9 protein-coding genes are annotated in these 12,877 nt (G+C 43.8%); 8 read left to right on the top strand and 1 reads right to left on the bottom strand.

Going from position 1 to position 12,877, the window contains the following annotated elements; all coding sequences use genetic code 11:
- Positions 1–74 precede the first annotated feature (74 nt).
- The 3 genes from ACO067_RS13205 to ACO067_RS13195 all read left to right on the top strand — a co-directional run bounded on the left by ACO067_RS13205 (position 75) and on the right by ACO067_RS13195 (position 6,109).
- Entirely contained in the window at positions 75–1,865 is a 1,791-nt protein-coding gene (locus tag ACO067_RS13205; RefSeq protein ID WP_421874816.1) for a tetratricopeptide repeat-containing sensor histidine kinase, read from the top strand.
- Between the two features lie 53 nt (positions 1,866–1,918).
- Positions 1,919–3,841, top strand: coding sequence for a tetratricopeptide repeat-containing sensor histidine kinase (locus ACO067_RS13200; protein ID WP_421874815.1), 1,923 nt, complete (start codon positions 1,919–1,921; stop codon positions 3,839–3,841).
- Between the two features lie 69 nt (positions 3,842–3,910).
- Positions 3,911–6,109, top strand: coding sequence for a tetratricopeptide repeat protein (locus ACO067_RS13195; RefSeq protein WP_421874814.1), 2,199 nt, complete (start codon positions 3,911–3,913; stop codon positions 6,107–6,109).
- Here the strand turns inward: ACO067_RS13195 and ACO067_RS13190 are convergent.
- On the bottom strand, positions 6,106–7,989 hold the full coding sequence (locus ACO067_RS13190) for a tetratricopeptide repeat-containing sensor histidine kinase (protein ID WP_421874813.1): 1,884 nt from the start codon (positions 7,987–7,989) through the stop codon (positions 6,106–6,108). The two genes, ACO067_RS13195 and ACO067_RS13190, sit on opposite strands and share 4 nt — an antisense overlap.
- 250 nt (positions 7,990–8,239) lie before the next feature.
- On the opposite strand from ACO067_RS13190, the gene ACO067_RS13185 reads away from it, so the two are divergent.
- The 5 genes from ACO067_RS13185 (at position 8,240) to ACO067_RS13165 (ending at position 12,856) form a co-directional block, all read left to right on the top strand.
- Positions 8,240–8,902, top strand: coding sequence for a response regulator (locus ACO067_RS13185; protein WP_421874812.1), 663 nt, complete (start codon positions 8,240–8,242; stop codon positions 8,900–8,902).
- Between the two features lie 53 nt (positions 8,903–8,955).
- Positions 8,956–9,651 carry a sulfite exporter TauE/SafE family protein gene (locus ACO067_RS13180; RefSeq protein WP_421878306.1) on the top strand — a complete coding sequence of 232 codons (696 nt, stop codon included), beginning with the start codon at positions 8,956–8,958 and terminating at the stop codon, positions 9,649–9,651.
- Between the two features lie 92 nt (positions 9,652–9,743).
- Complete coding sequence (locus ACO067_RS13175; RefSeq protein WP_421874811.1) at positions 9,744–10,586, top strand: hypothetical protein; 843 nt, start codon at positions 9,744–9,746, stop codon at positions 10,584–10,586.
- A gap of 88 nt (positions 10,587–10,674) precedes the next feature.
- A complete protein-coding gene (locus ACO067_RS13170; protein ID WP_421874810.1) occupies positions 10,675–11,721 on the top strand; it encodes a hypothetical protein in 1,047 nt (348 codons plus the stop codon).
- Between the two features lie 157 nt (positions 11,722–11,878).
- Positions 11,879–12,856, top strand: a complete 978-nt coding sequence (locus ACO067_RS13165) for a hypothetical protein (RefSeq protein ID WP_421874809.1) — start codon at positions 11,879–11,881, stop codon at positions 12,854–12,856.
- The last annotated feature ends 21 nt before the right edge of the window (positions 12,857–12,877 follow it).

Here is a 12,877-nt window from a genome sequence, read left to right as displayed (position 1 = left end):
CGAGCCATCAAAAAAGCGACCTGAATTCGGGTCGCTTTTTTTATTTTCATACCACCGCCACTAATCACCAACTTATGCTCAACACCTTATTACTCGCCAGTGCCTTGCTACTGCCCTCTCAGAAGACTGATGATATTGCCGGCCTCATAGAAGCTTCCAAACAGCTAAGAGAAACAGATTGTGATGGTGCATTTATTCTTCTCGACGAAATAGACCCGGGATCACTCGAACAATCCGAGCTCAGCATACAGGCAGAAGTACTTCTCCAAAAAGGGCTATCTAAGTATTGCCTTGGTGCCTATGAGGAATCACTCATTTTGTACCAAAATGCGGTTGACTTATTCGACTCTGCCGGCATGAATGAAAAGACAGTGCTAACGATCAACCTGGTAGGTACACTTCAGAAAAAACAAGGAAATTTTGACAAGGCGATGGACTATTATATGGAGGGACTCACTATTGCCAAAAGGTCCAACGATCTGGTGGGAATTGGTAATAGTCTGAACAACATGGGATTGGTACACTTTCAGCAAGATGATATTGATCAGGCCAAACGCTTTTTTCTGGAGTCAACCGAGTACAAACAACTCGCCAATGACACAGTAGGGCTGAGTTATAACTATGACAACCTCGGTCAGGTTTATGGACAACTGAAGATGCTGGATAGCGCCATCTATTACTTTGAATTAGCAGCTGATTACAAAAATCGCATTGGTGAGCAGATTGGAGGAGCAATCGTCCAAAACAACATTGGTGAGACTCTTTTAATCAATGGCATGGCTGCCAGGGCAGAGCCTTACTTTCAAATGGCTCTAGAGGTAGCACAAAAAACACAATTCACTGATTTTGAGAAACATATTTTACTTCAGCTATCGAAAGTATATGAGCAATCGGGCAATGTGACCAAAGCTTTCGAACTCTACAAACAACATGTGGCGCTCAGCGATAGCCTCTTCAATATCGCCAAAACCAAAGCAGTAGCGGAGTTGGAAACTAAGTACGAAACGGCTAAAAAAGAACAGCAGATCCAGCTGCAGGCTGCAGAAATCGCAGAAAAAGAAGCCCAAAACCAGCGAAATACAGTGTTGATTCTTGGTCTTATCGTGGCATTATCACTACTGACGGCTTTGTTTTTGCTGAACCGCAACCGTCTGATGAAGAAACAAGCACTGCTCCTTCAAGAAGCCGAAATCAAGCTACGAGAAGCGCAGATAGAAGCTGCCATATCTAGTCAGGAGAAAGAACGTTCGCGTTTTGCCAAGGACCTTCACGACGGGTTTGGACAGATGATTTCTCTGCTTAATCTCAATCTGAAATCATTAGAAAAGGGAGAGAAGGATAGAAACGAAGTGTTTGAAAACTCCACCCAGGTACTCGATGAGATGTATCAGGAACTCAAAAGTATTTGTTTCAACCTGATGCCTCAAACCTTGATCAAGCATGGGATAAAAGCTGCTTTGGAGGAGTTTGCAGGTCGTATCAATGTGGCAGGTAACCTATATGTCGAAACAGATTTTTTCGGACTGGATGATCGACTAACAGACGTACAGGAAATCTCTCTTTACAGAATCTCGCAAGAGTGGATCAACAACGTCATCAAATACTCGGACGCGACGAAAATCACCTTGCAAATCACAAAAGACGATGAAGAGATCACACTGATGATCGAAGACAATGGATCAGGTTTTGAGCTTGATCTGCTGCGGCAAGGCACGGGTAACGGCTGGAAAAATATGAACTCCCGTGCCAACCTCATCAATGGAGAATTGGAAGTAGACACCACACCAGGCATCAAAGGCTCTGCACTGATCGTAAATGCCAAAACTCAGCATGTAGACAAAACGGAGTACGCAGTACAGAGTTGATTGCGAAATAAAGTTCTAAATTCCCCAAAACAATACCTCTACCAAAACAGAGAATGAAAAACCTATTCATAACCTTGTTAATGGTCACGTGTGTGAGTGCATCTGGCCAGGGACTTGACTCCATCAAAGTGGCTGACTTGCTGAAGTCTGCTAAAGAGAAAATGAATCAAAATGCAGATAGCGGATTGCTGTATTTGGACTCGATCAAACCGATCTTGACCAATAAGGATCACAACCTGTATCAAAAGGCGGATTACCACAAGGCTCTGGGCATCTGGCTTTATCGAAAAAGCCTGTACGATTCCTCCAGCTTTCACTATGAGAAGGCTCTGGAAACCTTCGAAAAAGGTGGATATGAACTGGATATTGCCAAAATAGCTGTCAATCTGTCGATCAATTACAATCGGCTGGGGAGGTTTGAAGAAACCATAGAAAGTGCCACCAAGGCGCTCAAGATGTTTGAAAAACTGAGTGACAGAAAAGGAATAAGTGTAGCATCCAACATCATCGGTCAGGTGTATTTTTATAACGATGATTACACTAAAGCCATGCTATACTTTAACAGGTACCTGCAAAATGCTCTAGATGCGCAGGACAGCACAGAGATCGCAGGAGGTTTCAGCAATCTAGGGGCTGTTTTCAGTAAACTGGAGAGGTTTGATTCTGCTATCTTTTACAACCAAAGAGCTCTAGAAATCCACCAGAAGTTGGGAAATCAGTACGGTATAGGCAATGCCCATCAAAACCTAGGGATGAATTACCTCAGTCGATCCATGCCCGACTCAGCTATCTTTTTTTACCAGCAAGCCTTGCCTTTTTATCAGACCACTGAGAATAAATCTGGCCAAGCCGAGGTTCTTGTAAACCTGGGAAAATGCCACTTTTCAATAGGTGATTTCCTAAATGCGATTAATTTCTCGATCAAGGGTCAGCAGATAGCCCAGGCAATCAATGAGCCGGTACTAATACAGGAATCGTCCCTGGTTTTGTCTGAATGTTATGAATCAACAGGAGATTTTCGACGTGCACTCTCCGCCTACAAGCAATACGATTCCCTCTCACAGGAGATCTTTAATGAAGAGACCAGAAATAATATAGAGGAGATCAATGTGCGCTACGAAACAGAAAAGAAGGAACAGCAAATAGCTTTGCAGGCGGCACTCCTATCTGAAAAAGAAGCACAAAATGAGCGTAATATTGCTATGATCATCGGTTTAGTGATCGTGATTGTTTCATTGGTACTAGTGGTAATGCTCAACAGAAGTCGCTCAAGGAAAAAACAACAGCTCCTACTTCAGGAAGCACAAACCATCCTAAGAGAAGCCGAAATTGAGGCTGCAATCTCCTCTCAGGAAAAAGAGCGATCCCGGTTTGCAAAAGATCTGCATGATGGATTTGGGCAAATGATCTCCATTCTCAACCTCAACCTAAAGTCACTGGAAGATGGAGCTAAGGACAAGCAAGAAGTGTTTGAAAACTCCACCAAAGTGCTGGAGGAAATGTACCAGGAACTCAAATCCATCTGCTTCAACCTGATGCCTCAGACACTCATCAAACATGGCATCACTGCTGCGCTCAATGAATTTGCCGCAAGAGTAAACTCCACGGATAAGCTTTTCGTGGAAACGGACTTTTTTGGTCTGGAGGAGCGACTGACCGAAGTACAGGAAATCTCCCTCTATCGGATTACTCAGGAATGGGTCAACAACATCATGAAGTACTCAGATGCAAGAAAAGTCACCATCCAGGTCACTCGTGACGAAGACGAAATCACCTTGATGATTGAAGATGATGGACCTGGTTTTGATCTTGACCTACTCAGGAAGGGTAAAGGTAATGGATGGAAAAACATGAATTCCAGGGCTAACCTGATCAACGGAGAACTAGAATTGGATACCACTCCGGGTGTAGCAGGATCTACGCTAATAGTGAATGCCAAAGTATTTGCGCAGGAATCAAGACAGGAATTGGTATAACTCAATATACCATGCAGAGGGTATGGATTGAGCAAATCGGGTTTTCTACTTTGCTGAAAAAATACTCCAATGTTGAAATACCCAATCACACTATTTCTGGCTGTCGGTTACTTTTTATCTACATACGCTCAGCGGACCAATCTTGATAGTTTGCTTCAGCTAAATACCCAACTTACGGGAGACAAAAAAGCATATAACGAGATACGTATTTCCAAATTCTCCATTGATGTTGATAGTGCTTTTCTCTTTATCGAAAAGGCCATAAAAGACATGGAAACAGACACCACCGAGGTGTTGGCTTTGAATCAATTGGGTTGGTTGCTTAAATCGGAAAAGCAGGTTGACAGTTCCAGAGTCGTTTTAGAAAAAGCCGAAAGGTTAGCAAAATCTATAGATTATCAGATTGGTTTAAGTGACATCTATTTGACCTACGGAAGCCTGCTCAGGAGCTTATCAAAATTTGATTCAGCACTCCACTACCAGGGTATGTCATTGGAAATAATGAAAGAACTAAATGATCTGAATGGAATCGCCAGTTTGTTAAACAACATGTCCATCATCTATCAGCAAATGGGCGAATACGATAAGAGTAAAGCTGCTCTAATGAACTCCATGGAGATCAGGAAAAGTCAAAATCGGACCAAAGAGATAGGTGACATCTACTTAAACCTGGGCAATGTATTCTATTACAAAGGAGATTTAGACTCCTGCATCTATTCCTTTACCAAGGCTTTGGAAATATATGAACAAGAGCAGTTACCAAACTTTCAGTCGTACGCACTTGCCAATCTAGCCTACATCTATGCTGATGAATTGGATAAACCAGAAAAAGCCCAGCGGTACTTTAAAAAAATGCTTCAAATCGAGCAGAAGCTCAACAGCAAAAACCTTGTACTCAACGCCTATGACGGACTGGGCCTATACCATACTGGTCAACAACAATATGACAGTGCCGAATTTTACTTTAAAAAAATGCTCGAATTAGCCATTGCTCATCAGAACCCTACGGAAGAGTCAAGTGCGCTGGGTAGTCTGGGGCGTGTTTATTTAGAAACCGGTCAATTGAAAGCGTCAGCTGAATACCTGGAAAAATCCCTTGCCATCAAGCGAGAAGTTGGCAACCCGTCCGGAATGCTGCCGACACTGACCAATTTAGGAGAACTGGCCATTATGGAACAAAACTGGCAAAAGGCCGAAACATACCTGGATGAGGCCTATGAATTGGCCGTGGCGATAGACAATAAAATTACATTGAAAGATATCCTCCAAAGTCAAATTGCACTTTATAAACACTTAGGCGATTACAAAAGGGCTGTGACCAGGTATGATGAGTTCACGATTCTAAAAGACTCCATCCTGAATAGTGATAAACTGGCCTCAATAGAAGAAATAGAAACGAAATACCAAACGGAAAAGAAAGAACAACAATTGGCGCTGCAAGCCTCTCAAATTTCCGAACAAGCTGCACAGAATCAACGCAACGTGATTGCTATCATTGGTTTGAGCATCATCATTCTTTCTTTGATAGCAGTAGTCCTGCTTAATAGAAGCCGATCTAAAAAGAAACAAGCATTGCTTCTATTGGAAGCGCAAAACATACTTCGTGAAAAGGAAATCGAAGCGACCATTGCCTCGCAGGAAAAAGAACGCACCCGATTTGCCAAAGACCTTCACGACGGGTTCGGGCAAATGATTTCCATTCTTAACCTGAACTTGAAGTCACTGGAAACGGACGATGCTGATCGGCATGAGGTCTTTTCAAACTCCACTAAGGTGTTGGAAGAAATGTACCAGGAGCTAAAGAGCATCTGTTTTAACCTGATGCCTCAAACCCTGATCAAACATGGGATTACTTCTGCCATAAGCGAGTTTGCGGTTAGAATTAACAGCACCGGCAATCTTTATGTAGAAACAGACTTTTTTGGACTCGACGAACGGCTAACCGAAGTACAAGAAATCTCGCTTTACCGTATCACACAGGAGTGGGTCAACAACATCATGAAATACTCAGATGCCAATAAGGTGACCGTACAAATCACTAAAGACGAAGTAGAGATAACACTCCTGATCGAAGACAATGGGAGTGGATTTGATGCCAATCTCCTAAAGTCGGGCAAAGGAAACGGATGGCACAACATGAACTCTCGTGCGAACCTACTTCATGGAGAACTGGAGGTAGAAAGCACCCCAGGAATCAAAGGAAATACCTTAATAGTAAATGCTCAGGTAAGAGAACCAATGGTCACTGCCGAGGCAGAGGCGATCTAGGCTTTGTTTAAAATCACATGAAAAGTGGAGCCAATACCAGGGGTACTATCCACGCTAATGGTGCCGCCATTCATTTCAGCATATTGCTTACAAAGAAAAAGACCCAAGCCTGCACCGATCTCACTTCGGGTGCCTGTAGATGAGTTGCCCCTTGACTGGAAAAGCCTCGAAAGTTTTTCTTTAGATATACCTATACCATTATCTGCTATATCTATGGACAGTTGAGAGCCAAGGTCCTGATAACTAATAATTATCTCTCCTTGCTCATTTGTGAATTTTATGGCATTGGCAATGATGTTTCGCACAATGATTCTGAGGTGCTCTCCCTCTACTAACACTTTGTAGCTAGACGTAGGCTCATGAATAATCGACACTTTTTTCTGTTCGGCATCATAACTGCACAACTGAATTTGCTCTTGGATGATCTCCTCTGTATCTATCGGCTGTGGTGGTGAGGTCAGCTCAGACTGAAACTGCCTCAGAGACCACTCCAAAATACTATCCAGGCTTTTAATGACGGTGGAAATGCGATGCTGTACTCCATCTAGCAGCTCATCCATCTGCACATGGTCTGGTTTGTTTTTAATCAGATAAAGCATGGCCCAAACGGTGTGCATAGGACTCCGCATATCATGTGCAACGATAGAAAAGATTCTGTCCTTCATTTCGTTTAATTCTTCAAGCTTTTGTTGCTGGGCCTGAAGCTTTCGGGTGAGTCGGCTCTTACTTTTGATCACATAATACAACCCACCGGAAATCACGAGGAGTAAGCCTATGAGTGATGACATAAGAATAAGTTCTTTGCTTTGTCGCTCCACTAGCTGCTTGTTCAGCTCGTTCTCATTAGCCAAAGCTGCCTGTACCTGAGCTGCCTGTTCCAGCTGCAGCTGATGGATCTTCTTTTCGTTGCTTTCACTGTAGATACTGTCGTTGTAAATCTTGTAGAGCTTATAATAGCCGAGTGCCTTTCGATAGTCACCCTTTAGTTCATAGGCCTGATAGAGGATATCAGCCACATTTTGAATATCCCACTTTACACCCATTGACATAGCCAGATCTATACCCCGCTGACCATAGGCGATACTCTGGTCCAGGTCTTTCAGTCCCAGATAAGCCTGAGCAAGTCCGGCATAGGCAAAACAGCGCTCCCAGTCATTGTCATCACTCATCACCTCCAATGCAGCAGAATGATTATTCACAGCTTCCTGATATCGATTCAGATCACTAAGGATGTAGCCTTTGCGATTGAGTCCCATGGCCTGAAAGTAGGAATTGTTGATCTTTTGGGAAAAGGTGATGCACTCATTCACATCTGAGAGTGCTCGCTCGAAGTTTTCCATTCCATCAAAATTGATGCTTCTATTGAGGTATGCTCTGGCAATGGACAGTGAGTCTTCCAACTCCATGGCGAGTAATAAATACTTATCAAAAACCTTTATCCCTTCTTCAAACTTGTCCTGCAGAAGATAAGCCAGCCCCAGATATAGCTGTCCGTTCAGCATCGATTTCTTATCCCCCAGCTGCTCAGCCACTCGAATGATTTGCTCTGAATAATCATAGCACAGTTTAGCATCACTGGTCATATAGTAGGCTGCAGTAATGGTCTTATAGGCCTGAAGCCTGATCGTGAGTAGTCCCGAATCGGCCAGTGTTAAAACGCGATTTGCTAAGAGAATCGCACTGTCCGGATGGTTGTTTCGGTAGGAGGCGGCCAATTGATTCATTCTGTTGAGAGATGCCGTATCTGCTGTGGTCAGCGCTCCATCTAGCTGCTCTGGGAGAGGCTCTTGATCAGTAGAAATACCCTGGCCGATGACCAGAAAAGGCAGCAAGCTTAACAGAACAGAGATTAATATACGGAACAATAAAAATTGTAGCATAACTGGCGGTGGCTATATTCAATCCAAAATAGTTTCTTAAAAATACGGGCAACCCAGGTTAATCAAGACAACATCTAGACAAAAGAGGTCATAGACACGATCAACTACAAATAAATGGGACAGAGATCAGTACGCGAAAGGCTTACATTCGAAATACCCTGTACATGGTATGGTTTGCTATGGGTGTCTACGCTTTTTTTACTGCATAATTAACAAATCGTTATTTGATGCTCAAAGTACCTGTTGCTTAATGAATTTATTATCTTTCCTACGCAAAAACACTGTCAATAGTCACATGCGGATATTTTTAACGGATGATCATGCCGTCTTGATCGGTGGTCTGCAAAAGATCATCGAAGCGGAGCATGATTTGGAAGTCGTAGGAACGGCCGGTGATGTACAATCCACCATGGATGCACTCACCCATACCAAGGCAGATTTACTCATCACAGATTACAACCTGCCTGATGACGATGGTCTTACCCTGGTCAGAAAAGTGAAGCGCAAGTATCCGCATCTCAAGGTATTGGTGCTCAGTATGCACGATGAGGCTCATTTAGTGAAAGAAATCTTAAAAGAAGGTGTAGATGGCTATCTCATCAAGAAGGATTCGCATAACGAACTGATCAATGCTATCTATTCCATTAAAAGCGGCAAAACCTATCTTAGCTCAGATGTAAACAGCATACTGATCAAAGGGCTAAATGGTGAAGGCGAACAAAAGCTACTCACTGACAGAGAGCGTGAAATCCTCAAATTAATTAGTAAGGAATTTACCAACAAACAAATAGCCGAAGAGCTATTCATCTCGGAACGCACCGTAGAAACCCACCGCAAAAACATCTTTCGCAAAACGGGAACCAATAACTTAGTGGGCTTAATCAAATATGCTTACGCGAACAATCTAATTTGATCGAGCTTTTCTCCTTTCATTTGAGTCACAGCGACCTTGGATTACTACTCCTGGTGGCTTTGTTAATTGGTATGTCTAAGACTGGTGTACACGGAGCTGGAATGGCTGCTGTACCTTTTCTAGCGATGATTTTCGGAGGTAAGAATTCCACTGGCCTTTTGCTTCCCATACTGTGCATGGCAGACATCTTTGGCGTCTCTTACTACCATCGTCACACCAAATGGTCACACCTGTTCAAGCTGTTTCCCTGGGCTGCTTTGGGTGTGATTGTTGGTACGTATGTGGGTGATCGGATTGATGATAGCTCTTTCCGATTGATCATGGGGGTGATCATACTGGGAAGTTTGGTGATTATGATCTGGCAGGAACGGAGTAAAAACAAACGGATCCCCGATGGCTGGTGGTTTGCTGCTCTGCTCGGAGTGCTGGGTGGGTTCACGACCATGGTGGGCAACCTGGCCGGATCTGTGATGGCGCTTTACCTGCTGACCATGCGCTTGCCCAAAAACCAATACATTGGCACTGCAGCCTGGTTCTTCCTGGTGCTGAACCTGTTCAAAGTACCCTTCCATGTCTTTGTCTGGGAAACCATCTCGTGGGACAGTTTTTTACTGGATCTGACCACACTCCCTGCAGTAGTAATTGGTGCTTTTCTGGGAATCTGGATCATCAAGAAAATACCCGAGACCTACTATCGGTGGTTTATCATTGCCACCACAACTCTGGCAGCCATTTTGATGGTTTTTTAGCAAAAATACCCTGCTGACGGTATGTAAAATCGAGTACTCACGGGATTACAATCCTGGGGATTCTGAGAGACTTTTGGCATCAAAAATCTCACATGAAAACCATCATCGCTCTTATAGCATTCACTTGCCTGGGATACCTGGCACAATCGCAGCAAATCTCCTATCAGGTATTGGAAGATGATCCCGACAAAGCTTACACTAAATTCATTGCTCCAGAGTGGGGAGCCGAAAGCAACACGACCAACCTGTCCATCTTTCTCGGTGCAAATGCTCGGTTTGGACTGACTGATCTGATCACTCTGGAAGGCACAGCTCGTGTGGATGTCTACCAATTGAATGGATCAGGTATCGGATTCCTGCTGGAAGCTGGAGGGTTTTTACCTCTGACCACCAAGATCAAAAAGAAAGATGTACCCATCATACTAAGCTACAACCCTTATGCGGGCACCGAATATAAAGACGGTAAAAAGTACAATGTAGAAGAGACACGTTCTATAACAATCCCTAATGGTCAATACAAAAACCAACTGGGAGTGCGTGCTGGTCTGCACAACCGCCAAACAGCGATCGTCGACAATGGAGCTGGAGGCTCTATCTTCCTATCCGGTATTTACCTGGGTGGCCAGTTCACTTCTCAGGCATTTGTCAAAACTAAAATTAACAATGATGTAGAAAGGATCGGGGCGGGATTCACCAGAGTATATGCTGATCTGCTGGTGCTGCCAGTTTCCACCCCTGATGCAGCAGCCAACACCGGTGATGTCAAAAGCGATGGAATACTCGGATGGAGACTTGGTTACTCCTGGTACGTAAGCCCCCATGATGGCGACTACAAATTTTTAGGAAACTCGGTCTTTGCTGCCGAGATCGGTCACCGTCCACTCAGTGGGTTTTTGTTCAACGTTTCCTGGGGCTTTGCCTTTATGAACAGGTAATATCCGTGCTAGACGGTAGATAGATTGCCATTTGCAACGGATTGAAACTCCCATAGTAGAAAGTGAACTTTAAACTAAAAAATCGATCATGAAACAATTACAAATTACTACCCTATTGCTACTGATCGCGCTAATGGGGTATTCCCAGGAATATGAATTCAACAAGAAAAATGTGCAGGTAGTGGATATGAAGGCCAAAAAAATGGCAGATGCACCAAAAAAGGTCTTCTTGAAGTCCTTCAAGATTTACTACCAAATGATAGCTGAGGCTGAAAAGACTGTCTATGGTGGACGTCAGCTTGGAGGCGGTTCTTACACTGGAGACGCTACAGCCAGACTCGCCGTGGGTGTGGAGGGAATCGCTCCGGAAGATTTGCAAGCCATGACCAATGACATCTACAATGACTATGTCTCCAAACTAGAAGGAATGGGTTTTGAGGTGTATACCTCAGACAATATAGGTGATATTGAGTTCTTTGAGGGTTGGGAAAAGGTGAGTGGGCCTACCATCAACGAAGAGCAGCTAAAGGGTAGCTTAATGGTCATCCCGGAAGGGTTCTCCTATATGGTTAAAAGAATCACGAACAGCGGAAAAGAAAAAACGGGTGCATTCATGAGTGGCGTCACAGGCAACGACGGGAGCTTTTCGTCTTCAGCTTATGGACCAAACCCAAAGATATCCAAAGAGCTTGGTGATATGTGTGTAGTGGAAATCGCATTGAACGTACCAAGTATCTATCTGGATGCTAAATCACAGCTCGGCACGGCCAAAGTAAAAGGTGGCGCCTATTTAAGACTACATAATGCCAAAGCTTCCTACATTCAGGGAAAAGGAAACAAGCCGGGTGTTGCTTATCCTGATGCTGCAGTAGAAACCCTGCTAACCAAACCAGTTCAAATCAACGGAGTATTTGAAAGTCAGGAGTTCAAATCAGTGGCCAACAAATCCAGAACAACAGTACCATCATATGCTTCCTTCTTTACAGTAGAAGACAAGACCGTAGCCCTTTCCAACACGATCGAGTGTGATGCCAGTGTCTACCAGGCTGAGGTAAAAAAACCTATTATAGAGTTCCTAGACATGTCCCTGGATATGGTACGAAAAGGAATGCAAGGAGAAAAGGCAAAATTCTAGCGTGACTCTGATCCTCTGATACCAGCCTGAGCACTTGTGTTCGGGCTTTTTTGGTCCTCACTCAGGGGTTCATGGTATGGCAATATGCCCTCTAGCACTTATGGCTTCAGAAAGCGAATGAATAGAACTTTATTATCTCACCAAACTAATAAGTGCCATGAAAAAAATTTTTTCACTTACTCTTGGATTACTATTGACCATCTGCTGGGCAAATGCCCAAACTGTCAGTCAGGAAATCGAATTCAAAACTGGAAGAGCTGCCGGAAACTTTGCTGAAAAGAAAATGAAAAAAGCTCCAAAGAAGCTTTACATCAATCGCTTCAACGTGAACTTCCAACTCATCTACATCGACTCAGAACAAACAAGAGAAGGCGTCTACCATGGAGCTACCTCCTCCACACTCACTGTGGGATTTGAAGGAGTACCACAGGCGGATCTACAAGCTATCACCGATGAGCTTTACAGCAACTACATCACCAAAATGGAAGCTGCCGGATATGAAATCCTTACTGCAGACGATGCATCTGGTATCAAGGAGTTTGAGGAATACACGCGCATGTCAGGAGGCAAGATGAGCGAGGTACAGAAGCTGGGCTACGGGACTATCACTCCTACGGGCTTTGACTACTATGTAAAAAGGCTAGGCAAAGACGGTAAGGAAAAGGGAATTGACAAGAGCCACAAAGTTTCTCAACAGCTTGGAGCAGTAGTGGTCAATGTGGATCTGGATGTGCCTTTTATGGTAGAAAGCGAATCTGGTGCCAGCAAGTTAGCCACCGGTATCGTAGGAGGAGTGTCAAAAGTAGTGGCCAGTCCATACCTAAGAGTAGATCAAAGTAGCAACATCAAGTATCATTTTGAAGCACAGAGTTACCTCAATATCCCCCTGAAAAAAAACATCAATATCAGTGGTGTATTTAAAGACGAAAAATTCAAAGCCGTAGCTGGGGCTGAAGCAAATTCCTCCTATAGCATGGGCTATCATACCATAGTAGTATCCAATGATGTGGATGCTAAAACGGTGCAAGTGGCGGAGTGTGATGCGAATAAATACATAGCGGGTGTTAAAGAAGCGGCGACTTTGTATCTGGACAAATCAACTGATTCCTTCCTGGGGTACGCTGCTGGTAAATAAACTTGAATACATCCTGATTGC

The organism is Marinoscillum sp., from assembly GCF_965229915.1.
Lineage (GTDB): Bacteria > Bacteroidota > Bacteroidia > Cytophagales > Cyclobacteriaceae > Marinoscillum.
Note: the sequence above shows the minus strand (reverse complement) of the source record. Positions and strands in the feature narration are given on the sequence as shown.